The following is a 26561-nucleotide window of genomic DNA, read 5'->3' on the forward strand; positions in this document are numbered from 1 at the left end:
CGAACTCGCCATGGCCTTCATCACACTCAATAAGCTGTTATGAAACAGCCTCTACCAATCGGCCGTCGCGGCCGTCGAGGATTGGCTCGACCACTGGATATCGGATCATGACTTGTCTGATGCGCGGTTAAAGTTTACCGCCACTCTTCACTGGTTGAAGACAGGTCACGAAACCTCAGTGTTGGCTCTACTTAACCATGTTCAGAAGCGCAGCAACCGATACGAACAGCTTCGCGACCGGTTGTTTTACGCGAGTAGTCCCGACATCATCCGCGACACTTCGGCAATCCGTTCCGCCCGGTCGCGTTTGACCCCGCGTGGCGCAGCTCCGCCGCCGTCGGTGTGGCGCGACGAATATACGACGTCCGCGAGTTCAGTGCCATGCCCATCCTCGCCGACGCGATGCAGGACGCCGGGTGCGAGGACGCCGCCATCCTCGGCCACTGCCGCGACCCGCAGCAGGTTCACGTCCGCGGGTGCTGGGTCGTCGATCTGGTGCTGGGAAAGACCTAGACTTCCGAAGTCCGGCTTCGACTTCGGAAGTCGATCCCGCGCGGCGAGCCGAACGGAAGCCGAAACGCCCCGGCGGGAATACAAACGTCCCTGCGCGCCATCGACTTCCGAAGTCGAAGCCGGACTTCGGAAGTCTGGGTTCTCTCGCCGACGCTCGGAGGGTTCCTCATGCCCCGTCGCCCGGAACCGCTCGTCGCCGGCCGCCTCTACCACGTCTACAACCGCGGTCACAACCGTCAGCCGATTTTCACCAGCCACGACCACTACGGCCTTTTCCTCCGTAAGTACCGGCAGTACGTCTGCCCGACGCACGCAACGACGCTGGCCTACGTCCTGATGCCGAACCACTATCACTTGCTCGTGAGGGCGATGACCGACGACCTCGCCCACGCGATGCAACGGTTCGCCATCTCGCTCGCCAAGATCGTGAACCGCGAACGGGATCGCGTCGGGGCGCTGTTCCAGGGGCCGTTCCGGGCGAAGGAGGTGGCCTACGACGAGTACCTGTTGCACCTGACGGCGTACCTCCACCTCAACCCCGTGCGGGCCGGGTTGGTCGCGCGGCCGGAGGAGTGGCCTTATTCGAGTTGCCCGGAATACCTCGACACACGCACGGGCACGCTGCCGGAGCCGGAACAGGTGTTCGCACTCCTCGACGAGATGCGGGTTCCGGGTTCCACCCGACAGGAACGATATCGACACCTTCTGGACACATTCACTCGCCGCGCGGGATCGACTTCCGAAGTCGAAGCCGGACTTCGGAAGTCGGGCGCGGCCGGATGAAGATTCGTTGAATGTCCGCCCGCCGGCCATTTGTCCGCGGCCCGCCGGCGAAGTACCCTGTGGAGACACAACGCCACCCAACCGAGGTCGCCCATGGGGTTCTGGGACGCCGCCCTGTCACTGCCCACGCTGACGCTCATCTTCTTCGCGATCGCCCTGCTCGTCGCGTTCGCGTTCGAGTTCATCAACGGGTTCCACGACACCGCGAACGCCGTCACGACCGTCATCTACACCCGCACCATGGCCGCCACGCCGGCCGTCGTTTACTCGGGGTTCATGAACTTCCTCGGCGTGATCCTCGCCGGCACCGGCGTCGCCTTCGGCATCGTCAACCTGCTCCCCGTCGATCTGCTCGTGGACCGGGCCGGGTCCGGGGCGGCGCTCGTCATGGTGCTCGCCCTCCTGCTCGCCGGCGTCGTCTGGAACCTCGGCACGTGGTACTACGGCATCCCGGTCAGCAGCTCGCACACGCTCATCGGCAGCATCCTCGGCGTCGGCCTCGCGAACAGTCTCATCGAGGGCCGCGGCCTGTCCGGCGTGAACTGGGCGAAGGCAGGGGAGACGGGGATGTTCCTGCTCGTGTCCCCGGTCATCGGGTTCGTATGCGCGTTCCTGCTGCTGCTCGCGCTCAAGCGGACCGTGAAGGAGCCGAAGCTGTACGAGCCGCCGCAGGGCGACGACCGGCCGCCCCGGTGGGTCCGCGGCGTGCTGATTGCGACGTGCGGCGGCGTCAGCTTCGCCCACGGGTCCAACGACGGGCAGAAGGGGATGGGCCTGCTGCTGCTCGTGCTGATCGGGTTCCTGCCGTTCCATTACGCCCTGGACACGAACAGCCCGACCGAGGCGCGGGCCGTGTACGCGGCGATCCCGGCGGCGCGGGCCGCGATCCCGCCGGAGAAGTGGACCTCCGGGCTGGAGGCGGACCTGGCGATGCTGGACGCGGCGCTCGCCGGGAAGGATTCGTTCGAGCAGCTCGACAAGAACCAACGGTGGGAGGTGCGGCAGGCGATCTACCGCGTCTCGAAGGCGCTGCCGAAGCAGGCGGAGCCGCGGGCGGCGTTCGCGTCGGCCGTCGAGTTCGTCCCGTTCTGGGCGAAGCTCGGCACGGCGCTGGCCCTCGGCCTGGGGACGATGGTGGGGTACAAGCGGATCGTCGTGACGGTCGCGGAGAAGATCGGCAAGACGCACCTGACCTACGGCCAGGGGGCGGTGGCGGAGGTCGTCGCGGCGGCGACGATCCTCGCGGCGGACGTGGCCCACGCCCCGGTCAGCACGACGCAGGTGCTCAGCAGCGGCGTGGCCGGCACGATGGCCGCGAACGGGTCCGGCGTGCAGGGCGGGACGTGCAAGAAGATTCTGCTCGCGTGGTGCCTGACGCTGCCGTGTACCGTGCTGCTGGCCGGCGGGCTGTTCGCGATCGGGCGGCTGTTCGTGTGACAACCAATCCGTCGCCCGCATATAGCCGCCGGCTTGCCGGCGGGGTTTTGCGACGCCACCAACCCCGCCGGCAAGCCGGCGGCTATATGAAAACGAAACAAGCCCCGCGATCACTCGCGGGGCTTGAGGGTGGTCGGAAAATCAAACCGACCGGGTTCGTGAACGGCCTCTCCCCTCCGTTCACGAAACCCGGTCAGTTAGTGCGAGAGTTGGTTCGGCACAGGTAGTTAACAGCCTCTCCCCTCTGTTAACCATCTGCCCGATTCACTCGTGCGAGAGAAGTAATTGCACCCCCCGCGCCAATCCCGTTTCCGCGCCCCGAGTTTTTTCTCGAATCGCCGTTTCGCCCTGAATTTCAAGGCGAAATCGACGTCAAGAAGTTTTCGCCGCTCGCGGACATCGACGTCCGAAATCGCGTCTCTTGCTAACGCCCCATGCAGTCCGTGCCGCGTCCGCAAACACCCGCGGCATTCGTACCTCGACCTCCGGTTTTACTCGACTTTCCCGATCGACGAGCCGAAGGGATTAAAGGGCGTTCGTTGTCCGCGTTGCCCCGCGCGCCTACGATGCCCACGTCCCCTTCATCGCGGCGATGGACCCCATGGCGACCGACCTGACGCTCAAGGAAACCGAACTCCAGTACGTCACCGAGCAGCTGGTGGACACGTACACGGCGTGCAGCCGGCTGAACCACCTCGGCCACGAGCCGCTGCCCAGCCGCGAGGCCGTCGCCGAGATTACATCGGACCTTCACGAAATCCTATACCCCGGCTACGGGAAGCGGCAGAACCTGCACATCGGCAACATCAGCTACTACGTCGGCAGCCTCGTCGATTCCCTGCACGACCGGCTGACCGAGCAGATCGCCCGCGCCCTCCGGCACGACCTCAAGGCCGAGTCCCCGCACACCGACTTCCAGGCGCTCGCCCAGAAGAAGGCGATCGAGTTACTGCGGCGGCTGCCGAACGTCCGGCTGACGCTCGAGCGGGACGTGGAGGCCGCGTTCCGCGGCGACCCGGCGGCGAAGAGCAGCCACGAGATTATCTTCTGCTACCCCGGCCTGGAGGCGATCACCGTCTATCGCGTCGCGCACCAGATGCAGTCGCTCGGCGTGCCGTACATCCCGCGAATGATGACGGAACACGCCCACTCGAAGACCGGCATCGACATCCACCCCGGTGCCCGCATCGGCCCCGGCTTCTTCATCGACCACGGCACCGGCGTCGTCATCGGCGAGACGTGCGACATCGGCGAACACGTCAAGTTGTATCAAGGCGTGACGCTCGGCGCACTGAGTTTCGAGCGCCAGGACAACGGCGAGTTGGTCCACGGCTCGTACAAGCGCCACCCGACGCTGCGGGACAACGTGGTCGTCTACGCGAACGCGACGATCCTGGGCGGGGCGACGACGATCGGCGAGCGGGCCGTCATCGGGTCGAACACGTGGATCACGGAGAGCGTCCCGGCCGACACGACGGTGGTGCTGGAGAAGCCGAAGCTGCGGGTGAAGGGGAGCAAGGCCCCGGCCCTGACGGAGGCCGAGGCGGGGATGTACTTCATCTAAAACAACAGGCGAGCCGAGCGGCGTAAGCCGCCGGCTGAGTGTCCGCGACCCACCCGGCGGCTTACGCCGCTCGGCTCGCGAAGTCGGTCACTTCTTCTGGTGCGCCTGCTCGTACTGCGAAATCTTCTCGTTGCGGCGGGCGTGGCGGCCGCTGCCGTTCTCGAACGGCGTCTCCAGCCACTTCCGGACGATCTGCTCCATCACGTCCTCGCTCAGCAGGTCCGCGGACAGGCAGAGGACGTTCGCGTCGTTGTGCGTGCGGCTCATCTCCGCGTCCACCACGTCCCGGCAGTTCACCGCCCGGATGCCGAGCACCTTGTTCGCCGTGATGCACATCCCGTGGCCGGTCGCGCAGATGAGCACCCCGCGGTCGGCCTTCCCGGCCGCGACGGCCTCGCTCACGGCGATGGCGAAGTCCGGGTAATCGACGCCGGCCGCCGCGTTCGTGCCGAGGTCCGCGGGCGCGTGGTTCAGGGTCGTCAGCGTGGCCAACACCCGCCGCTTCGCGTCCACCCCGCGGTGGTCGTTGCCGACAGCAACTCTCATGTCCTCGTCCACTCCGCAATCATGCGATTCAGGTGCGCCGCGATCATCGACGCACAGGCTTCGTAATCCGCCCGGTCCCCGCCGATCGGGTCCGGCACGTCGTCCGCCCCGCCGAGGACGACCGGGGCCGGGCCGTACCCCGGATACCGCATCGCCAGCACGGCCACGTGACCGGCGGTCATGGCGACCACGTCGGTCGCGGCCGCCAGCAGCTCCGGGTTTACCGGCCGGCTGCGGTGGCCGGCCAAGTCCGCCCCCCACCGGGCGGCGACCTCGACCGCGTCCGGGCTGGCCGCGTCCCCGTGGAACGCGGACACGCCGGCCGACCGGACCGTGAACCCGCGGGCCGGCAGGTCGGCCGCCGGGACGCCGAGCCGGTCCGCCAGGAGCTTCTTACACAGCACTTCCGCCAGGGGGCTGCGGCAGGTGTTGCCGGTGCAGACGAACAGCACCGACCGGCCGAACGGCTCGCCCGGCGCGGTCTCGTTCGGGGTAACGGGGTCGGACGCCATTCCTACAAAGAGCCTCGCGCGGTGGCGAAAGCTGTCCGGGCACGAGACAATTTACGGACAAGCCCTCGTTTCAACAAGACACCGATGTCCGAGTTCCGGACAAGTGGGTCGAAAGCAAGCAAATTCTGTTCAGTTTTTAGGCGCGCCCGCGAAGGATTTCGGCAGCCGCGGGCACTCCGTGGGCGTTCGGTACAGGATGACGCATGACCGATGCCAACGAGGCGTGGGCCGAGCGGGGATTGCGAGACGCGGCCCTCGGCGGCGACGCCGCCGCATGGCGCAACCTGTACGACCGCGCCTTCGACCGCGTCGCCGGGTACGTCCGGTGGCGGGCCAGCGGCCTGGCGGACCTGGTGGACGACGTGCTGCAGGACGCCTGGATGACGGCCGCCCGGCGGCTGGCCGCGTTCGACCCGCACAAGTGCCGGTTCGCCGCGTGGGTGTGCGGCATCGCCACGAACGTCCTCCGCCACCACCTGCGGTCGCGGACCCGCTACCGCCGCCGGGTCGGGCCGCTGGGCGACGCCGACCCCCTCGCCCCGGCCGGGGACGCCGCCCGCGACCGGGCCGAGCGGGTGGCCGCCGCCCTCGCCGTCATCCCGGACCGGTGCGAGCAGGTGCTGCGGGCGAAGTACTTCGACCGGTTGACAGTGCAACAGATTGCGGACGAGTGGGGCGAGACGGCGAAGGCGATCGAGTCGCTGCTGTCCCGCGCCCGGCAGGCGTTCCGCGACCAGTACGAGCACGAATCATGACCGACGACGACCTCGACGCCCTGTTGACGCCGCACGACGTGCCGCCGGACGCCACGACGCGGGAAGCGATCTTCGCGAGGTCGGCGCGGCAGCTGCGCCGGCCCCGGTGGCGCGGCATCGCGAAGGCGGCCGCGGTCCTGGGCGTCGGCGTTGCCATCGGCTGGTTCGCGAAGCCGACGCCCCCGGCCCCGCCGCCGGAGCGGGTCATCGAGACGGTGATCGAGCGGGTTCCCGTGCCGGTGGAAGTGCCGTCGCCCGCCGAAACGCTGGCGGAGGTGACGCCGGACCGGTTGGAACTGGAAGCCGAGAAGGCGACGGAGGCGGCCGCGTCCGCAAGGTTGTTCCAGCAGGCGGGGGACGCGTACCTGAAGGCGAGCAAGATCGAGTCCGCGATCCGCTGCTACCGGCAGCACCTGGCGGAAGCCGGGGCCGACGGGCGGGCCGTGCGGGCCGACGACACCTGGCTGCTCACGTCCCTCAAGAACTCGAAACGAACGGAGAACGACCATGCGAACGCAGGCTCTTAGCGATGGGTCCACGGCCCTGGGACCGCGGGCGTCCCGCCCGCCACGCCCCCGGCCTCTTGAGCCGGGTCCCCGCGGCGTGGAGGTGGGCGGGCGGGACGCCCGCGGTCCCAGGATTGCCTCCCGGCTGATGTCGAAACGATTACTCGGCGTGGCGCTCGTCTGCGGGCTGCTCGGCGTCGCCGCGGTGGGCCAGCCGCCGGCGAACATTCCCCCGGCCAACGTCCCGGCGACGCCGCCGAAGAAGGCGACGTTGGAGGACGACATCACGCGGGCGCTCCGCACGCACCCAGACGTGCACGTCGCGGAGGCGGAGGCGCAGCTGGCGAACGCGAAGTTGCAACAGGCGAAGCTCGCCGTCAGCCAGCGGGTGACGGCCGCGAAAGGGGAGAAGGAGCAGGCCGCCGCCGACCTGACCCTGGCGATGAAGCGGCTGGAGTCGGCGAAGCGGACACTGGATGTGAACGAGAAGCAGTTCCAGACGATCAAGCAGCTTCAGGGGATGGGACGGGCGGCGACCCTGGAACTGGCGCAGCACGAACTGGTGTACGAGAAGGCCCGGCAGGGGTTCATTGAATCGGAACAGGCGATCGAACTGGCGAAGGCGAAGGTCGCGGCCGCGGAAGCCGCCTACGACACGCTCGTCGGCAAGGCTGCGGCCGCGAAGACGGTCAACGTGAATGTCAAGTTCGACGAGCCGCGGCAGGGATTGCTTGACGTTTACGACGTGCAGCAGAAGCGAGCCTTAGCCTACCTGCGGTCGAAACCCGGCTCCGTCGCGGACCGGTTGCGGACTGCTCTGACGAAGTCAGTCGTGTTTGAATGCAAGAACCAAGGGTTCCGTGACGTTACAGCCGCTCTCAGGAAGGCGGCCGGGGCGGACGTGTTGTTCCGTGTGCCCGACTTCAACCTGTCATTAACGCTCGGGAAGGAAGACCTCCCCCTTGCCGCGTGGCTCGAACTCCTACGAGACGAGTGGAACGGTGCGGCGGCGGTCGCGCCGGACGTGAAGCCGCACGAGTGGTACGTCCGCGAGTACGGACTGTTGTTCTCGTCGAGCGGCCGGCCGGAGGGGGCGCTGACGCTCGGCGAGTTCGTGAAGGCCGTCCAGCAGGAGGCCGAGAAGCCGAAGGCGGACGGGAAGAAGGAGTAGTTCGTAGGGCGGGTCAAGGCTTTGCGCCGACCCGCCGACGCGCCCGATACCCCGGCGGGTCGGCGCAAAGCCTTGACCCGCCCTACGGAGCGCCGACCTCCAGCACCGCCAGCACCGGCCGGTGGTCGGACGCGACGGCCTCCTCGATCACCTTCGTCTCGACTACGCGGAACCGGTCGCCCGGCCGGACCAGGACGTAGTCGATTTGCTTCGCCGGCTTCGCCGACGGGTACGTCAGCAGCGCCTTGTCGCTCGTCGCGACGGCCCACGCCTTCGAGAGGATCGCCAGCGGCTGGCTGTCCGGGTTCGCGTTCAGGTCGCCAGCCAGGATGACGGGGTGGGCCGCCGTGCCGAACAGCTCGTTCAGCTTCTCCGCCTGCTGCCGGCGGTTGTCCTCGCTCTGGTGGTTGAGGTGCGTCGTCACGAACGCGATTTCGCGGCCGCCGACCGTCGCCCGGACCTCCCCCGCGATCCGCTGTTCGCGGTTCGGCTGCCCAGGTAGGTTGTGGACCGTCGGCGAACTGATCGGGAACCGCGACAGGATGAACTGGCCGTACTCGCCGCCGTCGTAGTCGATCTGCTTGCAGAACCGCCCGTGCAGGCCGGTCAGCCGGGCGAGTTCCGCCGCCTGGTCCACGCCGCCGGTCCGCTTCGTCTTGTGGTCCACCTCCTGCACGGCCACGAAGTCCGGGTCACACGCGGCGATCACCTTCGCGATCCGCGGCAGATCGACCTTGCCGTCCGTCCCCTCGCCGTGGTGGATGTTGTAACTCAGGACGCGGAGCATCACCCGCTCGGCCTTCGGCTTCAGCACGGCCGTGACCGGGAAGTGGTCCGACGGCGTGCGGCCGTCGCGGGCCGTGCGGTCGATGGCCGCCGACACGACCGTCCACTCCTTCGAGCAGCCGATCCAGTCGATCCGCGCCCCGGTCGTGGCCGACGCCTTGAACCCGGTGGCCGTGCCCTCCTCCTTCGTCGGCGTCGGGTGCGCCACGCGGTACGTGTCAACCACCGGCGACATCCCGCCGAACAGCGCCTTGTACGGCTCGCTCCCCTCGCCGCTGTTGAAGTCGCCCGTCACGATGACGCGACAGCCCTTCCCCAACTCGGCGATCTTGGCCCGCATCAGCTTCGCCGACTCCAGCCGCGCCGTCGGGCCGCGGTGGTCGAAGTGCGTGTTGACGTAAAAGATCGGCGCGGCGGCCGGGGCCTTCTTGTCCTTCAGCTTCACCCACGTCGCCATCCGCGGCAGCGAGCTGTCCCAGCTTTTCGAGCCGACCGTGTCCGGCGTCTCGCTCAGCCAGAAGTGCCCGCCGTCGAGTTTCTCGAACCGGTCCTTGCGGAAGTAGACGGCCATCATCTCGCCGGCCTCCTTGCCGTCGTCGCGGCCGGCCGACAGCCCGCCGTGGCCGGGCAGCTTCTTCGCGAGGAAGTCCCGTTGGTCGGCCAGCGTCTCCTGCGTGCCGAGCAGGTCCGGGTCGAACGCGAGGACCGTCTCCCCCAGGAAATCCTTGCGGTTGTCCCAGTTGTTGACGCCGTCCTTCGCCGTGCTGAACCGGACGTTGAAGCTCATGACGCGAACGTCGTTCGGGTCGTCCGCGAGGCGCGAACGCAACCACAGCGGCCGGTCCGTGGTGATCGCCTCGACGCCGACGGCGACCATCTTCCGGGCCAACTCCACGTCGTTGACGGTCCAGACGTAGAGCTTCAAGTTCGCGGCCTTGACCGCCCGCGCGAACTCGGCCGTCAGCACCGCCGGCGTCGCGGACAGGTCGAGGCCGTCCGCTTGAATCTCCTTCGCCTTCGCGATCAGGTCCGCGGCCGTCGGCGGCGGCTTGTCCTTCTTCGCGGCGAGCGACACGATCCAGTACGCCTTCAGGTCCGGCCGGGCCTTCTTCGCCGCCGCGACGACCTCCGCCGAGAAGCTGATGATCGCCGTCTGCTCCGGCTTGAGGCCGCTCGCCTTCAGCACGCGGTCGAGTTCTGGCACGATCTCCGGCCCGCACTTGACCTCGACGAACACCCGCTTCCCGGCCGGCACGGTCGCGAGCACGTCCTCGAGCATCGGCAGCCGCTCGCCGGCGAACCAGTCGCCCTTCCACCGGCCGACCTCCAGCCGGCCCAACTCCTCGGCCGTGAGGTCGGTGACGGCCTTGTCGATCCCCGCGGTCCGCTTGAGCGTCTTGTCGTGGAGGACGACGACCTTGCCGTCCTTGCTGAGGTACACGTCGAACTCGGCGGCGTCGGCCTTCTGGTCCCAGGCGAGCTTGACGGCCGCGACGGTGTTCTCCGGGGCGTCGTAGGACGCCCCGCGGTGGCCGACGATCTCGACGCCGGGCGGCGCGGCCAGGGCCGCGGCGAGGGCCAGGAGGGAAAGGGTCATGGCGGCTCCGGGTGGGAACGGGGGAATCGCAGGAGGTGTAGGGGCGAGGCCGGGCGCGAACAAGACCGTCTTTGGATTCACCTGGAGGGCCGGCCGCCACGCACTTACAATGTTCTCGTCCACCCCCGCCACCCGCGCTCTTCCCTCATGACGCACGCCGGAACGCTCACGACCCTCGCCGCGGCCTTGCTGTTCCTGCCGGCCGCCGGCCGCGCCGACGACGGGACGGACTTCTTCGAGAAGAAGGTCCGCCCCGTCCTCGCCGACCACTGCTACTCGTGCCACTCGGCGGCCAAGAAGAAGTCGAAGGGCGGCCTCGAACTCGACACGCCGGCCGGCATCCGCCAGGGCGGCACGTCCGGCCCGGCCGTCACCGCGAAGGACGAGAACAGCCTCTTGCTCAAGGCCGTGGCGCACGCCGCGGACGCGCCGGCCATGCCCCCGAAGGGGAAGCTGCCGGACGCCGCGGTCGCCGACCTCCGGGCGTGGGTGAGGATGGGCGCACCGCTCCCGGCCGCGACCCCGGCGAAGCCCGCGGCCGGCGACAACGGCCGTGCGTTCTGGTCGTTCCAGCCCGTCGCCGAGCGGCCGACGCCCGCGGTGTCCGACGCGAAGTGGCCGGCGACGAAGACGGACTTCTTCGTCCTCAAAAAGCTCGACGAGCAAAAGCTCTCGCCCGCGCCGCCGGCCGACAAGCGGACGCTGATCCGCCGCGCGTACTTCGACCTGATCGGCCTGCCGCCGACGTTCGAGCAGGTCGAGGCGTTCGCGAAGGACGACCGACCGGACGCTTACGAGAAGCTCGTGGACGAGCTGCTCGCGTCGCCGCGGTTCGGGGAGAAGTGGGGCCGGCACTGGTTGGACGTGACCCGGTACGCGGAGGACAACTCGACGAGCGAATCGACGTGCAAGCCGCCGCGGTTCCCGTACCGCTACCGCGACTGGGTGATCGCCGCGATGAACGCCGACGTGCCGTTCGACCGGTTCGTCCGGCTGCAACTCGCCGCCGACCTGTTGCCCGGCACGCCGCCGGCGGACAACGCGGCCCTCGGGTTCCTCGGGCTGTCGCCGGTGTACCACAAGGAGCCGAAGCTGTCGAAGGACGTGATCGCCGGCATCGTCGCGGACGAGTGGGACGAGCGGGTGGACGCCGTCACCCGCGGGTTCCTCGGCCTGACCGTCGCGTGCGCCCGGTGCCACGACCACAAGTTCGACCCGATCCCCGCGGCCGACTACTACGCCATCGCCGGCGTGATGGCGAACACGCAACTCGCCGAGCGGCCGCTGGACCGGGACGCCGCCGCCGAGGGCGCGCTCACGTCGGTCCGCCTCGACCTCGTGGACGCGACGCTGCGGCTGAGCTACGCGAAGGAGATGCGCGGCACGGCCGTGAAGGAGAAGCGCGACCCGAAGCCGTTCGACCAATCGATCAAGGACTACGAGGCGAAGGTCGCGGAGTTGAAGAAGCGGGAGAAGGAGCTGGACCGCGGCCCTATCGCGAACGTCGTCCGCGACGCCGGGACGTGGGTAAACGGCGACGACCCGGCGTGGACGGCCCTCGTCTACAAGCCCGGCGAGTTCCGCGACCTGCCCGTCTTCGTCCGCGGCAACCCGGCCCGGCCCGGCGAGGTCGTGCCGCGCCGCTTCCTGACGGCGCTCTCGCCCGGCGAGCCGCGGGCGCTGCGGACCGGCAGCGGGCGGAAGGAGCTGGCCGACGCGATCGTGACGGACGCGGCCGGGCTGACGGCGCGGGTGTTCGTCAACCGCGCCTGGGGGTGGGTGTTCGGCCGCCACCTCGTCGGCACGCCGAGCAACTTCGGCGCGCTCGGCGAGCGGCCGACGCACCCCGAACTGCTCGACGACCTCGCGGCCCGGTTCGTCGCGAACCGGTGGTCCGTGAAGTGGCTCGTCCGCGAGTTGGTGCTCTCTTCGACCTACCGCCAGTCCAGCCGGCACGACGAGAAGGCGGCCGCGGTCGATCCGGATTCCCGTTGGCTCTGGCGGGCGCAGCGGAAGCGGCTGGACGTGGAGGCGTGGCGGGACGCTATGCTGCAAGTCAGCGGGCAACTGGACCTCGCCGGCGGCGGACCGTCGGACGACCTCGACCGGTCGCGGACCGGCCGCCGCACGGTCTACGGCAAGGTGAGCCGGCAGCGGCCGTCGGACGTGCATCGGCTGTTCGACCTGCCGGACCCGAAGGCGCACGGCGAGAAGCGGGAAGCGACGACCACGCCCGTGCAGCAGCTCTACTTCCTGAACAGCCCGTTCGTCCGCCAAGCCGCGACGGCGCTGGCGAAGACCGTGGACGGGAAGTCGGCGGACGAGGGAACGAAGGCGCTGTTCCACCGCGTGCTGCTCCGCGACCCGACGGCCGACGAGTTGACGACGGCGCTGGCGTTGATCGACCCGCCGAGCGACGACGACCCGCCCGCGTGGGCGCTGCTGGCGCAGGCGCTCTTGGCGAGCAACGAGTTCCTGTACTTGATCTGATTGTGGAACCCGGAGCGGAAGCGATGGGGTGTTAGTCACCCACCCCATCGCTTCCGCTCCGGGTTCCAGGGAAGAGACGCCATGCTTTCGTCCGACCCCTTCGCCGCGACCCGCCGCACGTTCCTCTCCAACCTCGGCGGGAGCGTCGGCCTACTCGGGCTGACGAGCTTCCTACAAGCCGCGGACGCGCCCGCGAAGACGCCCCACTTCAAGCCGCGGGCGAAGCGGGTCATCTTCCTGTTCATGGCCGGCGGCCCGAGCCACCTCGACACGTTCGACCCGAAGCCGGCACTCGCCAAGCACGCCGGGCAGCGGCCGGGCGCGGCCGACCTGCGGACCGAGCGCGTCACCGGCGGGCTGATGCCGTCGCCGTTCAAGTTCCAACCCGGCGGCCAGTCCGGGCTGCCGGTCAGCGACCTGCTGCCGAACGTCCGCACCTGCGCCGACGACCTGTGCGTCCTGCGGTCGGTCCACGCGACGAACCCGAACCACTCGCCGGCCGCGAACTTCCTTGCCACCGGCCGGATCGACGCCGTCCATCCGGGTCTCGGGGCTTGGGTGTCCTACGGCCTCGGCACGGAGAACGCGGACCTGCCGGGGTTCGTGTCGCTCGGCGGCGGGTTCGGCCAGAACGGGTTCGAGCGAAGCGGGTACCTGCCAGGCCAGTTCCAGGCGACCCGCGTGGCGGCCGCCGAGGCCGACCCCGAGAAGATGATCCGCCACCTGAAGAACCCGGCCCTTTCGCCGGCGGACCAGAAGCGGCAGCTCGACGCGATCCAGGCGTTCAACAAGGCCCACGCCGCGGCGAACGGGAACGACCCGCAGCTGGAGGCCCGCGTCAAGGCGATGGAGACGGCGTTCCGCATGCAGACGGCCGCCGGCGACGCGTTCGACACCCGCCGCGAGCCGGTCAAGGTGCGGGAGGCTTACGGCCCCGGCGAGTTCGCCCGGAGCTGCCTGCTCGCCCGCCGGCTGGTCGAGCGCGGCGTGCGGTTCGTGCAGGTCTCCAACGGCGGGTGGGACCACCACGGGAACATCAGCCGCGAGCTAAAGAAGAAATGCGAGGAGATCGACCGCCCGGTCGCGGCACTCCTGAAGGACCTGCGGCAGCGCGGGCTGTTGGACGACACGCTCGTGATCTGGGGCGGAGAGTTCGGCCGCACGCCGGTGTCCGAGAACGGCGACGGCCGGGACCACAACCACTACGGGTTCACGATGTTCCTGGCCGGCGGCGGCGTGAAGGCCGGGTTCGCCCACGGCGCGACCGACGAGTTCGGGTTCAAGGCCGCGGACGACAAGGTCAGCGTCCACGACCTGCACGCGACCGTCCTGCACCTGCTGGGGTTGGACCACGAGAAGCTGACGTACCGGTACAGCGGCCGCGACTTCCGGCTGACCGACGTTCACGGCCGCGTGGTGAGCGAAATCCTGGCGTGACCGCCGAACTACGGTTTGGCCGCCACGTACCCGTAGAAGTTCTTGGTGAAGTCCCCTTCGGACAGGGGTGCGCCCTGCGGGACCTTGTAGTCCCCCCGCCCCCAGGTGAAGACGGTCGTGGTCACGGTCCCGCCGGTCCGCGCGATCGGCGCGCGGAGGCCGACCCAGTGCATCGGGATGGCCGACCCCTTCGTCTGCTCGTCCTTGTCCAGCATGTTGTCGTTGATGAGCAAGACGACACGGTAACCCCGGGCGAGGAGGCCGTTCGCCGCCTCGATCCGCGGCCAGGGGTCTTGGGGTAACGTGACGGCGGAAAGGTTGGTGGCGTCCCGCACGTCGTGGAAGCCCGACAACTGGAACCACCGGACCATCTCGTTCGGGAGCGTCGGGCCGGCGGTCATGTCGAACGGGGATAACCCGAGCGCCTCCTTCCCGACCGTGTCGTAGTCGAAGAACCAGTTCTCCGAGTCGCGGACGCTGGCCAGCGTCAGCCAGTCCACCGGGTCGATGTGGTGCGAAGCCGGCTGGTACTCGCGGCAGTCCTTCCCCGGCTTGATGACCAGCCGGTGGATGATCCCCTTGCCCTTCTCGAACAGCTCGATGCCGAACCGGGCGTAGTACGCCGGGGCGTCCGTGGCGACGTTGAACAGCAGCGCGGCCGGGCCGCACAGGCTCGTGCTCCCTTGCCGCATCAGGCCGGGCTTCGCGACCCGCATGAGCAGCCCGATCCCGACCTCTTCCCTGCTGAGGTGCGGGAAGTACGTCCCGCCGGACCGCTTGAGGAAGTCGCAAATGGCGTTGGCCGCGACCCGCTGCCCTTCCTGCGGGAGTTGGAACGGCCCCTTGCTGCCGGCCGTCGCTTCCACGGCCTTCACGAACGCCTCCAGCAGCCTCTTCGACCGCGGCGACATCGTCCGGGACCGGGTCGCGATGGCCGACAGGTCGTGCAGCTCGTTCGCCACGACCATGCCGTCGCTGAGCGAGGCGCGGATGATCTCTATCACTTCCGCGTGGCTGAGGGCGAGGTCGCCGTCGAGGGCCTTCGTGAGCGCGGCGTGGATCGACTTGCTCTTCAGGTCCGCCCACTGGTCCTGGGCGGGCGGCGGCGGGTCCGGCGTCCGCGCGGCCAGGGACTCCAGCCGGGACAGGTCGCGGCCGGCGGGGTCGATGAACCCGGTGATCGTGCCGAACTGCTTCTTCTGAAAGAACGTGATGGCCTTGTACAGTTCGTCGCTGGCGAGGCCCCGGACGATCGGGGCCTTGACGGCCGTGCCGAGCAGCCCCTCGGTCCCGCCGTTCGTGACCGGGATGCGGTTCAACAGCCCGATGACCGTCTGCTGGTCGCCCTCCAGGTTCCAGCAATTCTTGCCGGTTTCGACGTACCGGCCGACGCGCTCGCGCAGTGGCATGGGAAACCTCGCGGTGTGGATGACCCTCGGAAGTGATGTTCGGCGGCGGGCCGGTCCCGCCCTTCATTCGGGTACATCCGCACGGGCGTCGAAATGCGGCCAGGGGAAGTGTAAAAAAATCACGACCCGCGGTGGCGGGTCGGGGGGATGACGTGGGGTCGAGAACTCATCGCTTCGCGTGTTCGGCGAACGGGAACAGCCGCTTCAGCTCCTCGGCCGTCGGCTGGTGGCCGTACTCGCACAGCTCGAACGCCTCGACGTGCTTGACCGCCTTGCCCCGGTCCGGGCCGTACACCTTGTCGATCGCGTCGCGGAACAGCGCCGCGTCCTGGGCGGCCCGCGTGCCCCACGGGTGGGACCGCAGCCATTCCTTCCGCTTGGCCGCGTCCGCCGGAACCTTCCGCGTCGCCTCCTCGCTGCCGAGCGCGCCGCCCTCGTACAGTTGCGACTCCAGCTCGTGGATCGCGTCGAGCTTCGTGTCGATCACGTCGGAGATGTCCACGACGATGTCCGGGCGGAACCGGGTCGGCTTCTGGAACCGGTCGCTGGAGTACAGGAACACCGGGTTGCGGGCGAGCGGCTTCGACCCCTCGTCGGCGAACGGCACGGCCACCATGTACGCCGCGTCCTGCACGAGTACGCCGACGTACCGGTGGTCCGGGTGGTAGTCCCACGGCCGGTGGGAAATTACCACGTCCGCCTTCCACTCGCGGATGAGCCGGGTGACCGTTTTGCGGTTCGCGAGGGTCGGCTCCAACTCGCCGTCGTGGATCGGCAGCACCTCCGTCTCCGCGCCGAGGATTTTGTCCGCGGCCTTGACCTCGGCGAGCCGCCGCTTCGCGAGTTCCTCGCCCTTCATCTTCCAGTGCCCGATGTCGCCGTTGGTGACGGACACCATCTTGACGGCGTGCCCGCGCTTCGTCCACTTGGCGGCCGTGCCGCCGGCCTTCAACTCGGCGTCGTCCGGGTGTGCGCCGAACACGATGATCCGTAATTGACGGTCCGGCTTCTCCTGGGCCGCGGCGGCCGAGCCGAGCAGGGCCGCGAAGGCGGCGGCGACGAGTCGGGCTACCATGATCGCTCCTCGAAAGGGTTGTCCGGTTAAATCCCCAGCGCCGCCCGCTTCGCGTCGATGAACGGGCGGTGGTTGTTGACGTGGTTGATCGCGCCTTGAATCACCGACGCCAGCGTGACCGGCCCCTTGATGCTGTGCTCGCCGGTGCGGGCGAGTTGCTCCGGCGTCAGCTTCTCGATGATCCGGGCCATCGCCGCGCGGGTCGCGTCCACCAGGGCCAGTTCCTCGTTGATGTCGCGGTCGTGGTAGTGCAGTTCCTTCACGAACAGGTTCTCGTCCGCGGCCAGCAACTTCGGCGAATCCAGGGCGATGATCCGCTTCATCCGCTCGACGAGGATCGGCTCGAAGTCGGCGATGTGGGCGACGACTTCCAGCGTGCTCCACTTCCCGGCGACGGGGCGGGCGGTCAGTTGTTCGCGGGTCATCCCGGCGACGGCGGCCCGCAGGTCGGCGGCCCCCTGGCGGTACGCGGCGGCGAGGTCGGCGGCGGTCGGCATGGGAAAATCCTCGGTGAAGTGACGTGTTGACAGGAAACGAAGTGAGCGGGGCGGCGGCAAGATAGTAGTAGGCACACTCCGTGTGCCGTCTCGTTCATGCTGCCGGCGAGTTCGTCCGAGCCGCTGCGACCGACAGCAAACGGCACACGGAGTGTGCCTACTACTATCGTCGCTTCGAGCTTTCCCACAGTATCCGCAGCGCCTCGCGGCCGGCGGACAGGAGCTGATCGACGGCCTTCCGCCCGGCCCCGGCCCGGCCCTCGCGGTGGAACATCTTCAGCAGGGCCGTGCCGCGGGCGTCGTCCATCGCGGCGGCCATCAACTCCGTCAAGCCGTCGCGGACGTTCCACTCCTTGCCGGCGGCCGTGCAGACCGGGACAAACCCCTCCACCCGCGGGCCGACGGAATCTTGCGCGAGCGTCGCGGCCTCGCGCATTTGCACTTCCTTCGGCCGCGAGCCGGTCTGCCAGTTGTACGGCGGCTGCCACTCCATCACCGGCGACAGCAGGTCGGTGTGCGTCAGCACGCCGAGCATGTGCGGGAACTTCAACTGCGGGTTGAGCGCGATGGCGGACGTGAGCTTCGACAGCATGTCCGCGTCCGCGGACCGGGCGGCGGTGCGGGCGTGGGCGACGAACAGGATCAGGTCGGCGTGGCCGGCCGACTCGACGGCGTTCCGGACCTCGGCTTCAGTCGGGCCGTTGACGCCGTACCCGGCGGTGTCCACGATCACGAGCGGCGGGAAGTCCGGCAGCTTCAGCTCGTACCGTGTGGAGCCGACGGTCGCGGGGATCACGTCCGTGGCGGCTTGGTGGTCGCCGAGCAGCGCGTTCACGAGGCTGGACTTGCCGGCCTTCACCTGGCCGATGACGACGACGGAGAGGGACGGGGCCGACTGCCCGGGCACGGTCGTGCCGGGGCTTTCGACTTGTTGCATTAACTCCCGGTACTTGAGAGCGCCCACTTTGAGGCGGCCGCTGTTCAACTCAATTAAATGCCGGCCGAGTTCGTGGACGAACGCGACCTGGAACCAGAGCATCACGTTCTGCTGCGCCTGCTCGAACACCTTGCCGCTCGCCTTCGACGCGAGGTACTGCACGCCGGTCGTCAGCGGGTTGAACACCGCCCGCGCGAGCCACGAGATGTTGAGCGCCGTCTGCCCCCAGTCGATGGCCTTGCGGGTCTGCTTCCATTGGTTGACGGTCAGGATGTGGCTGCCGGGGACGTACTGGTTCACCTTGCGGGACAAGTCGCCGGCAACCAACTCGAAGCAGGTGAGGATTTCCGGCAGCGTGAGGTGGCCGAACGGGTCGGCCGCGCCGGGGTTGTAAACGCGGGCGATCTCCTGCGACATGGCGATCGCGAGGTCCGAGTACCGCTTCGGGTCGGCCATCTCGTCGGCGGTGATGGCGACGATGGCGTTCGCCCGCTTCTCGACGAGCTGCCACGCCGCGGCGTCGCGGTCGGTCCACAGGTCGGGCGGCTTCTCGAACCCGGTGTTCGGCAAGAGCTTTGTCTTCTTGCGGGTCCAGTGCCAGCTCAGCCCGTAGGCGGCAACGAGGCACGCGGCCATCGGCCACCACGCGATGAACGTCCACCCGGTGTGGAACAGGTGGTACGTGCCGACGCCGACGAGGAACGCGAACGGCGCGAGCACGAGCGCCGCGAGGATCAGGATGCGGTTGCGGGTCATAGGGAAGCCCCGCGGTCGGCGAGACAGGTTTTCACCCCGAAGGGGTGGGAGCGCTTAGCCCAGGGCAACGCCTTGGGCGGGACAGGTTGCCGCTCGCAGGCTTTCAGCCTGCCTTCGGTGGTACGCCCCACCCAGGGCGTTGCCCTGGGCTGAGCGCTCCCAGGCCGTTGGCCTGAAAACCCGGCGGCCGTGTTCGATTCGGTCATGACGGGCGGCTCCACTGGCGGTGGGCTTCCGTCAGTTTCTTGCGGGTCCAGTACCAACTGAGGCCGTAGGCGGCGGTGAGGCACGCGGCCATCGGCCACCAGACGATGAGAGTCCAGCCGGTGATCCAGAGGTGGTACGTCCCGACGCCGACCAAGAACACGAACGGCGCGAGGACGAGCGCCATCAAAATTAAGATGCGGTTGCGGGTCATGACGGCCGGTTCCACTGGCGGTGGGCTTCCGTCAGTTGCTGCTGGTAGAAGCTCTTCAGCCGGTGCGCGTCCGGGACGTGGCCGGCGTGGACCTCCTCGTAGTACAGGCAGAACGCCTTGCCCAAAGCGAACGTGGACGCGGCCGCGAACGTCGCGCCGACGGCGCTGCCGACGCCGGGGATCAGCTTCGCCACCTGCCGCACGGCCGTCCGCGCGAGCAGCCCCAGGCCCAGCGACCCGGCCAGTTCGAGGAACCGCGCGGCCGACATCTCCTGCCCGTAGATGCGGGCGAGGTGGTAGACCATCCGCGTCTGCACGGCCGGCAGCAGTACGAGATCGACCAGCGGGATCGGCAGCGCCCCGGCCGTCGCCGCCAGCGACGTGTACCCGAGGATGATCGGCCCGGCGTGGTCCGAGTGGATGTCCTTCAGCTTCTCCGTCAGGTGCGTCGTCCGCGCCAGCGACTGCCGGTACGCCTCGGGGAGGTAGTTCAACAGCGTCTGCTTCAGGTGCTCGCCGCCGTAGTTCGGGTCGTCGAACCCCTCCTCCGGCTTCGTGATGTCGATCGGCACGATCACGTCATACAACCCGTCGAACGCCTTCGCGTGCTCGTCGATGCGGCGCTTCACCTCCGGCAGCTCCGCCGCCGCGGGGTACGGCTGCGGGTGCTGCTGTTGCGGGTACGCCTCGTGCAGGCAGGTCAGCACGAGGACGACCGGCCGCCGCGAGTTGAACCCGCGGATGCGGCGCAGCCCCTCGCGGACGTTCCCCTGGGCCATGTCGGTCAGCTTCGCGGTGACGACCATCAGGTGCGCTTGCGAGTCGAACGCGGCCACGTCCGGCTCCGGGTCGTACCCGGCCTCGTCCAGCCCGCGGGTGTCCAAAAACTTCAACAGCGGCGCATCCGCAGTTGGAAAAGGATACTCGCGGCTGGTGCGGGTGGTGGGGCGGAAGCCGTTGCCGATGGCGGCTTCCTCGGCCCCGGTGAGGTGCTTGATGATGGTCGTCTTGCCGGACTGCGTCTTGCCGAACAGCCAGAACACGGGCGTCGGCGACTGCGTGCGGAGTTCGGCGAGCGCGGCGTCCAACCCTTCGGGTGTGGCGTCCGTGTTCCACACCGCCTTCACCACGTCCCACGCCTGCCGTAGCCCGCCGCCGATCATGACTGCTCCGGAAACAAGAGATTTTTCACCGCAGAGGACGCAGAGAGCACAGAGAAAAGACATGAAGAATTGATTGAAAACAATTTCTGTTGCTTTCTCTGTGCTCTCTGCGTCCTCTGCGGTGAATTCGCTTTCCTTCTTCGGCTATTTAGCCTTCTGCCCCGCCAAGTAGCCGATCAAATCATAAAAGTCCTGCGGCTTGAGCTTCTCCGCGATGTCGCTCGGCATCGGCGACAGCGGCGACGTTCGCTTCTTGTCCACGTCGTCGGCGCTCACCCGCGTCTCCTTCGCCTGCGGGTCGATCAGGATCAGCACCTGGCCCTCCACCCGCAGGAGGCCGGACAGTTGGCGGCCGTCGTTCAGCTCCAGCGTCGTCGTGTGGAAGGCGTGATCGACGTTCCGGTTCGGGTCGAGCACGTCTTCCAGCAGCCGCTCGATGCCGCGGTTGCCGATGCCGTCGAGCTGCGGGCCGACCTTCGCCCCCTGCCCGCCGATCTGGTGGCAGTTGGCGCAGGTGGTGGCGAACACCTTCTTGCCCGCGTCCGGGTCGATCTTTGCCTTGCGGTAGCCGTCGCCGCGCTGCTTGATGAGGGCGGCGAGCCGGGCGTCGGCGGACGGCAGCCCGGCGGTCAGCTCCTTCACGGCGGCCTGCCAGTTCGGGGCGTCGGTCGCCTTCAGCCGGTCGAGCACGGTCTTCTCTTGCAGCAACCGTGCCGAACCCTTGCCGCCGCGGACGGCCGCGAGGAGTTGTTCGGCCCCCGCCTTGCTCCCGGCCAGCCCCGTCGCGATGGTCACGCACTGCCGGTACGGGGCCGTCTTGAGTTGCTCGGTCAGGGCGATCTGGTCGAGCAGCTTCGTGGACGTGACGAGGATGGAAATCGCCTTCTCGCGAACCGCGATCGGCGAAGTCGTATCGGCGAGGATTTCGCTGCATACGGGAAGGATTTGTTCCTTCGGCAGTTTCTCGATGGCGGTGAAGGCCGCCATGCGAACGGCCTCGGACCGCTTCACGTTCCGCAGGTGGTCATACGCGACCTTCATCACGTCGAAGTCGTTCCCCGTCCCGTCCTTGAACGGGTTGGGGCCGAGGTTGATGGAAGCCCCTACGACATCGAATCCGATGGCCGTGGCGAGTTGGAAACTCTGAACCACGGTGGCGTCGTCGGGCGAGATCAATCCTTCCCGTGTTTTCTTAACCAGCAAAGCCGCTTCACTCGGCTTGAAGGTTGCTCCGGCTGTCTCGATTCCCCGCTTGAGGGCCTGGAGCATTGCGACCTGTGAGTTCGTGTCCTTCACGCCTTGAGCGGCAAGCCACGCGATTTGACGGTGACAATCACACCCGTACCGGCCGACGTGCTGGTAAGCACGCTCCGCGAACGCGGCGTCGAGAGTGCCCGCCTTCAGTCGCTCGGAGAGCCACCACCCGGCGTAGGCGGTCGGCACGCCGAGAAACACGTCGTCGAGGTCCTTTGCGGCCGGTTCACCAGATTTGACCGAGTCTTTCAACAGCCACACGAGTTGAGCCTGCGATTCGTCGGTTGCCAACGTGTTCCGCAGTGCGACACGGGCCGCATGTCGAAGCCCAATGTCTTCGTTCGGTATCGATGGGATGAATTTTGCAAGAGGTAAGATACTTTGGTGATGCGGACGGGCGGCGATCAAGTCCACGGCCGCACGAGCGATCACTGGAGAACGTGCATTTTTAAATGAGAGATGCTTGTGAACCTTGTCATAGATATCCTCCCCAAATCGATTGGGGGGGTAATCTGCAAGAGCACGAAGGCCGTGAACGTCAATGATTCCAGCCGGATCAACTTCAAGTGGATTCACCGCTATGGAGTAAACGGACGACATGCCGGCTAAGTCAACCATAGTATTGGCCCCGGCCAGCTCCGCAATCTCACACCAGGATACCACAAACTGCCTTAGCAATACTGGCTTTGCTTCGATCATATTGCCTTGTCGCTCAAATACAGGCATCAACTCTAATAAACTTTTTGGTTCACTTTTGAGGCGGCTATTAATTTGCAGGACTGCCAAAAGTCGAGTTGTAATGTTCTTGCTGTACGCCAAGTCTACCAGCCTATCCATCTTTTCCTTCGTCAAATCCGCGAACGGCATCTTCGGCGCGCCCCCGGCCGTCGCGACGATCCGCCAGACGCGGCCGTGCGTCTTGTCCCGCTGTGGGTGCTTCAGGTCCACCTCGTAGTGGCCGACGATCTTGTTGTAAAAGTCCGTCACGTACAGCGCCCCGTCCGGGCCGAGCTTGATGTCCGTCGGCCGGAACCACGGGTCCGAACTCACCAAAAAGTCCGGCAACTCCTTCGCCACCGGGGTGCTCCCCTTCCACTCGATCCGGTCGGCGTTGATCCGGCTCGTCACCACGTTCCCCAGGAACATGCACCCCGCCCACTCCTTCGGGAAGTGGTCGGCGTCGTACCACGTCAGGCCGCACAGGCCGGTGCTGCCGTGGTCGTGCCGGGTGACGTGCGGGGCGTACCCCAGGCCGTCGTGCGGCTTGCCGAAGCTGTCGTAGTACGCCCCCTTGATGAGCTGCGTGATCGGCTTCGAGTGGCAGTCGGCCGTGTACAGGTTGAACCACGGGTCCACCGCCATGCCGAACGGGTTCACCTGCCCGCGGGTGTACACCTCGATCCGCGACCCGTCCGGCCGGAACCGGAACGTGTGCCCGGAGTTCATCTGGATTTCGTGCCCGTCCGTCCCCTTCACCTTCGAGTCGTTGGCGAACCCGTGGCAGGCGTACACCCAGCCGTCCGGCATGTGCGTGAACGAGTTCGTCATGCCGTGCGTGTCCCGCGTGCCGAACCCGGCGAACAGGACCTCCCGCTTGTCGGCCTTGCCGTCGCCGTCGGTGTCGGTGAGCTTCAGGATTTCGCCGACGCTGGAGACGATGCAGCTCTTGCAGTCCGGCAACGGGAGGATGCCGATGGGGATATTGAGCTTGTCGTAAAAGACCTCGACCTTCTTCGCCTTGCCGTCGTCGCCGATGTCGGAGAGGACGAACAGCTTGTCGGCCGCCTTGCCCGGCTCGGCGGCGAACGGGTAGTGGTAGCTGGTGGTGACCCACAGCCGGCCCTTCGCGTCGAAGGTGTGCTGCATCGGCTTCTGGATATCGGGTTCGGACGCGACGAGCTGGGCGGCGAACCCCGGCGGGAGCTTGAACGACTTGAGTTCGTCGGCCGGGCTGCGGGCGTCGGTGGGTGCGACGGGCGGCTGGGCGAGCGCCGGCGAGGCGAGCAGCGCGAGGAGAGCGAGCGACCGCATGGCGAAGGGGCCTCCGGTGGGGTGGAGAGGGGATTCTATCGCGCGTATCGCGGCGAAGGAATTCGTTTAGCCGCGACCCGGAGGCTCGGCGGAGGGGAGCGCGGGGCACGCACGAATCCGGGACATGGGCGCGCGGGAAGAAGACCTAGACTTCCGAAGTCCGGCTGGAAGTCGGGCGCTCGCCGGAGCGTTCACGGGGCCGGCATACGCTCCTCCGCCCGTTCGACTTCCGAAGTCGAAGCCGGACTTCGGAAGTCGGGCGCTCGCACTCCCCTCGGCAAAGCCTCCGGGTCGCGGCTAAACGGCCGCCTTGAACGATTCGAGCGCCAGCGCCATGCCCTCGGCGAAATGCACCTTCGGCTCGTACCCGAGCACCGTGCGGGCCTTCGCGATGCTGAAGTCGAGGTTCAGCCCGGCGAACTTCAGCGTCGCCTGCGTGATCCGCGGCGGGTGCGGCTTGTTCCGCCGCCGGAACACCCGCTCCCGCCACGCCGCCAGCCGCCAGGCCAGCCACAGCGGGATCGACAGCTTCGGCCGCGGCAGCCCCAGCCCGTCCGCGACCGCCTCGAAGAACTGCCGCTTCGACACGAACTCGCCGTCCGTGATGTTGAAGACTTCGCCGACGGCCGCGTCGTTCTCGGCGGCCAGGAAGCAGGCGTCCGCGATGTTGCCGACGTAGGTGGTGTTCAGCGCGTACCGGCCGCCGGCGATGTAGATGATGCTCCGCTCCTTCAGCCGCTCGGCCAAGCGGGGGAGCACCGACCGGTCGCGGGGGCCGTACACGAAGCCGGGGCGGAGGACGGTGATGGGAAGGTTGTGCTTGCGGACGTATTCGAGGGCCAGCTTCTCGCTCTCGACCTTCGACTGCGTGTACCCGTCGATGTGGTGGTCCGGCAGCGGTTCGCCCTCGTCCGTGCCGTGGTGGTGGCGGGCCGCGTACACGCCGAGGCTGGAGACGTGGACGAACCGCTTCAGCGGCTTGCCGCGGACCGCTTCGAGCAGGTTGCGAAGCCCCTCGACGTTGACGGCGCGGTACTCGTCGGCCGGTCCCCAGTCGCCGACCTTCGCGGCGGCGTGGACGATCACATCCACGCCCTCGACGGCCTTCGCGACGGCGGCCGGGTCGGTCACGTCGCCGGGGATGATTTCCGCGTCGAGCGACTTGAGGTGCGTCAGGTCGGCGGTCGGCCGGGCGAGGGCGCGGACGGCGTAGCCGCGGGCCTTCGCGCGGTCGGCGACGTGGCTGCCGACGAACCCGGTCGCGCCGGTGATGAGGTACGTGGCCACGGTGAAGCCTCAAAGTAGCAGGCACACGCCGTGTGCCGTCTCCTGTCGGCCGCGGCGACTCGGACGAACCCGCCGACACGCCGAGGAGACGGCACACGGCGTGTGCCTACTACTATGTGCGCCGTTGCCATCCGCCAGCCCTTCGCCGATACTGTGCCCACGCTCCTTTCCCACGGGTCCCGCCATGCGCCACCTGATTCCCCTCGCAGCCTTGCTGCTCGCCGCAACTCCGGCCGCCGCCGCGAAACGGCCGAACGTCGTCGTCATGATGACCGACGACCAGCGGGCCGACTTCATGAGCCTCGCCGGCCACCCCTTCCTCAAGACGCCGAACATGGACCGCATCGGCCGGGAAGGAGCGCACTTCAAGAACGCCTTCGTCACGAACGCCTTGTGCGCCCCCAGCCGGGCGACGATGATGACCGGGCTGTACTCGCACGCCAACGGCGTCCTCGACAACATGGGGTCGAAGCTCAACCCGCAGGCCGTCTGGATGCCGGACATCCTCAAGGCCAACGGGTACGAGGTCGCGTTCGTCGGCAAGTCGCACGTGCCGGGGCACTTCCGCGAGAAGGCGTGGGACTACTACTTCGGGTTCACCGGCCAGGGGAACTACACGAACGCCCGCATCGCCGAGACGGGGCCGGACGGCAAACTCGGCCCGGACAAGCCCTACGAGGGGTGGATGGACGACATCACCACGGACCACGCGGTCAAGTGGATGAAGAAGGACCGCGGGGAGAAGCCGTTCGCGCTGTTCCTGTTCTTCAAGGCCCCGCACCGGCAGTGGAACCCGCCGGCCCGCCACAAGGAGCTGTACAAGGACGCGGCCGTGAAGAAGCCGGCCCTGTGGGACGATCCGGGCCAGGGCAAGCCGCGGGCGTTTCTCCAGGCCGCGAACATGTTCGGCCAGTACCCGGACACGAAGAACTACGAGGAGATGATCCGCGACTACTGCCGGTGCATCACCGGCGTGGACGACAACGTCGGCAAGGTGCTGGCCGCGCTCGACGAGCTGAAGGCCGCCGACGACACGATGGTGATGTACACGTCGGACAACGGGTTCTTCCTCGGCGAGTGGCAGCGGTTCGACAAGCGGTTCATGCACGAGGTGTCCATCCGCGTGCCGATGCTGATCCGCCACCCGAAGTCGGTGAAGGCCGGGCAGACGCCGACGGGGATGGTGCTGAACGTGGACGTAGCGCCGACGGTGCTGAACTTCGCCAACCTCCCGTACCCGAACGAGATGCACGGCCGGAGCGTGACGCAGTTGGTCGCGGAGCCGAAGGCGGACAACGCGAAGCCGTGGCGGGATGCGTGGTACTACGAGTACCACGAGTTCCCGGACCCGTCGCACAACGTGAACAAGCACCGCGGCGTGCGGACCGAGAAGTACAAGTTCATCCACTACTACGAGCCGCCGTTCAAGTTCCGCGAGGAGTTCGAGCTGTACGACCTGCAGGCCGACCCGGACGAGAAGGAGAACCTGGCGAACCGGCCGAAGCACAAGGCGACGGCGGACGAGATGAAGGCGAAGCTGGAGAAGCTGCGAACGGAGTTGGGGGCGAAGTGAAAAATGGCCCGCAGATGACGCAGACTTCGACGCAGATGAAGAGGATCAACACCAAAGATTTAAT

The 26561-nt window shown here is 67.7% G+C and carries 21 protein-coding genes; 10 read left to right on the forward strand and 11 right to left on the reverse strand.

All coding sequences use genetic code 11. The features are described 5' to 3' along the window. The first annotated feature begins 381 nt into the window (after positions 1 to 381). The 4 genes from AC5JJ2_RS07090 (at position 382) to epsC (ending at position 4297) form a co-directional block, all read left to right on the forward strand. Positions 382 to 513: a hypothetical protein gene (locus tag AC5JJ2_RS07090; RefSeq protein WP_495857272.1), complete on the forward strand. Its 132-nt coding sequence runs from the start codon at positions 382 to 384 to the stop codon at positions 511 to 513. 168 nt (positions 514 to 681) lie between these two features. After that, positions 682 to 1296, forward strand: a complete 615-nt coding sequence (locus tag AC5JJ2_RS07095; protein WP_495857273.1) for an REP-associated tyrosine transposase — start codon at positions 682 to 684, stop codon at positions 1294 to 1296. A 93-nt stretch (positions 1297 to 1389) separates the two neighbouring features. Then, positions 1390 to 2733: an inorganic phosphate transporter gene (locus tag AC5JJ2_RS07100; protein ID WP_495857274.1), complete on the forward strand. Its 1344-nt coding sequence runs from the start codon at positions 1390 to 1392 to the stop codon at positions 2731 to 2733. Positions 2734 to 3334: 601 nt separating this feature from the next. Continuing rightward, positions 3335 to 4297 (forward strand): serine O-acetyltransferase EpsC, encoded by a 963-nt coding sequence (epsC, locus tag AC5JJ2_RS07105; RefSeq protein ID WP_495857275.1) that lies wholly within the window; start codon positions 3335 to 3337, stop codon positions 4295 to 4297. 87 nt (positions 4298 to 4384) lie between these two features. Here the strand turns inward: epsC and rpiB are convergent, their stop codons facing one another. Together rpiB and AC5JJ2_RS07115 are read right to left on the reverse strand one after the other, a co-directional pair. Further along, complete coding sequence (rpiB, locus tag AC5JJ2_RS07110; protein ID WP_495857276.1) at positions 4385 to 4843, reverse strand: ribose 5-phosphate isomerase B; 459 nt, start codon at positions 4841 to 4843, stop codon at positions 4385 to 4387. Beyond that, positions 4840 to 5355 (reverse strand): arsenate reductase/protein-tyrosine-phosphatase family protein, encoded by a 516-nt coding sequence (locus tag AC5JJ2_RS07115; protein WP_495857277.1) that lies wholly within the window; start codon positions 5353 to 5355, stop codon positions 4840 to 4842. Before AC5JJ2_RS07115 ends, rpiB begins: the two co-directional genes overlap by 4 nt. Positions 5356 to 5558: 203 nt before the next feature. Here AC5JJ2_RS07115 and AC5JJ2_RS07120 point away from each other — a divergent pair, with 203 nt between their 5' ends. The 3 genes from AC5JJ2_RS07120 to AC5JJ2_RS07130 all read left to right on the forward strand — a co-directional run bounded on the left by AC5JJ2_RS07120 (position 5559) and on the right by AC5JJ2_RS07130 (position 7787). Further along, positions 5559 to 6110: an RNA polymerase sigma factor gene (locus tag AC5JJ2_RS07120; protein WP_495857278.1), complete on the forward strand. Its 552-nt coding sequence runs from the start codon at positions 5559 to 5561 to the stop codon at positions 6108 to 6110. Beyond that, positions 6107 to 6637: a hypothetical protein gene (locus AC5JJ2_RS07125; RefSeq protein ID WP_495857279.1), complete on the forward strand. Its 531-nt coding sequence runs from the start codon at positions 6107 to 6109 to the stop codon at positions 6635 to 6637. Before AC5JJ2_RS07120 ends, AC5JJ2_RS07125 begins: the two co-directional genes overlap by 4 nt. Positions 6638 to 6764: 127 nt before the next feature. Then, on the forward strand, positions 6765 to 7787 hold the full coding sequence (locus tag AC5JJ2_RS07130; protein ID WP_495857280.1) for a hypothetical protein: 1023 nt from the start codon (positions 6765 to 6767) through the stop codon (positions 7785 to 7787). Positions 7788 to 7869: 82 nt separating this feature from the next. Here AC5JJ2_RS07130 and AC5JJ2_RS07135 read toward each other — a convergent pair whose 3' ends face one another. Next, positions 7870 to 10170, reverse strand: coding sequence for a glycerophosphodiester phosphodiesterase family protein (locus AC5JJ2_RS07135; protein WP_495857281.1), 2301 nt, complete (start codon positions 10168 to 10170; stop codon positions 7870 to 7872). Between the two features lie 147 nt (positions 10171 to 10317). Here AC5JJ2_RS07135 and AC5JJ2_RS07140 point away from each other — a divergent pair, with 147 nt between their 5' ends. Together AC5JJ2_RS07140 and AC5JJ2_RS07145 are read left to right on the forward strand one after the other, a co-directional pair. Continuing rightward, positions 10318 to 12660, forward strand: a complete 2343-nt coding sequence (locus tag AC5JJ2_RS07140; RefSeq protein WP_495857282.1) for a PSD1 and planctomycete cytochrome C domain-containing protein — start codon at positions 10318 to 10320, stop codon at positions 12658 to 12660. 81 nt (positions 12661 to 12741) lie between these two features. Further along, positions 12742 to 14097 carry a DUF1501 domain-containing protein gene (locus AC5JJ2_RS07145; RefSeq protein WP_495857283.1) on the forward strand — a complete coding sequence of 452 codons (1356 nt, stop codon included), beginning with the start codon at positions 12742 to 12744 and terminating at the stop codon, positions 14095 to 14097. 8 nt (positions 14098 to 14105) lie between these two features. Here the strand turns inward: AC5JJ2_RS07145 and AC5JJ2_RS07150 are convergent, their stop codons facing one another. The 8 genes from AC5JJ2_RS07150 to AC5JJ2_RS07185 form a co-directional block, all read right to left on the reverse strand. Then, entirely contained in the window at positions 14106 to 15506 is a 1401-nt protein-coding gene (locus tag AC5JJ2_RS07150) for a hypothetical protein (RefSeq protein WP_495857284.1), read from the reverse strand. Positions 15507 to 15672: 166 nt separating this feature from the next. Beyond that, positions 15673 to 16581, reverse strand: a complete 909-nt coding sequence (locus AC5JJ2_RS07155) for a PIG-L deacetylase family protein (protein ID WP_495857285.1) — start codon at positions 16579 to 16581, stop codon at positions 15673 to 15675. Positions 16582 to 16607: 26 nt separating this feature from the next. Further along, a complete protein-coding gene (locus AC5JJ2_RS07160; protein WP_495857286.1) occupies positions 16608 to 17078 on the reverse strand; it encodes a DinB family protein in 471 nt (156 codons plus the stop codon). Positions 17079 to 17241: 163 nt separating this feature from the next. Next, the gene (locus AC5JJ2_RS07165) at positions 17242 to 18771 is read right to left on the reverse strand and encodes a GTPase family protein (protein ID WP_495857287.1); all 1530 of its coding nucleotides are present in this window, start codon (positions 18769 to 18771) and stop codon (positions 17242 to 17244) included. Between the two features lie 202 nt (positions 18772 to 18973). After that, positions 18974 to 19189 carry a hypothetical protein gene (locus AC5JJ2_RS07170; RefSeq protein WP_495857288.1) on the reverse strand — a complete coding sequence of 72 codons (216 nt, stop codon included), beginning with the start codon at positions 19187 to 19189 and terminating at the stop codon, positions 18974 to 18976. Next, positions 19186 to 20352: a GTPase family protein gene (locus AC5JJ2_RS07175; RefSeq protein WP_495857289.1), complete on the reverse strand. Its 1167-nt coding sequence runs from the start codon at positions 20350 to 20352 to the stop codon at positions 19186 to 19188. Before AC5JJ2_RS07175 ends, AC5JJ2_RS07170 begins: the two co-directional genes overlap by 4 nt. A 144-nt stretch (positions 20353 to 20496) precedes the next feature. After that, on the reverse strand, positions 20497 to 23637 hold the full coding sequence (locus tag AC5JJ2_RS07180; protein WP_495857290.1) for a PVC-type heme-binding CxxCH protein: 3141 nt from the start codon (positions 23635 to 23637) through the stop codon (positions 20497 to 20499). A 297-nt stretch (positions 23638 to 23934) separates the two neighbouring features. Then, the gene (locus AC5JJ2_RS07185; protein WP_495857291.1) at positions 23935 to 24924 is read right to left on the reverse strand and encodes an NAD-dependent epimerase/dehydratase family protein; all 990 of its coding nucleotides are present in this window, start codon (positions 24922 to 24924) and stop codon (positions 23935 to 23937) included. Positions 24925 to 25108: 184 nt separating this feature from the next. Here AC5JJ2_RS07185 and AC5JJ2_RS07190 point away from each other — a divergent pair, with 184 nt between their 5' ends. Further along, the gene (locus AC5JJ2_RS07190; protein ID WP_495857292.1) at positions 25109 to 26497 is read left to right on the forward strand and encodes a sulfatase family protein; all 1389 of its coding nucleotides are present in this window, start codon (positions 25109 to 25111) and stop codon (positions 26495 to 26497) included. Positions 26498 to 26561: the final 64 nt, after the last annotated feature.

The sequence above is a fragment of the Limnoglobus sp. genome, from assembly GCF_059499385.1.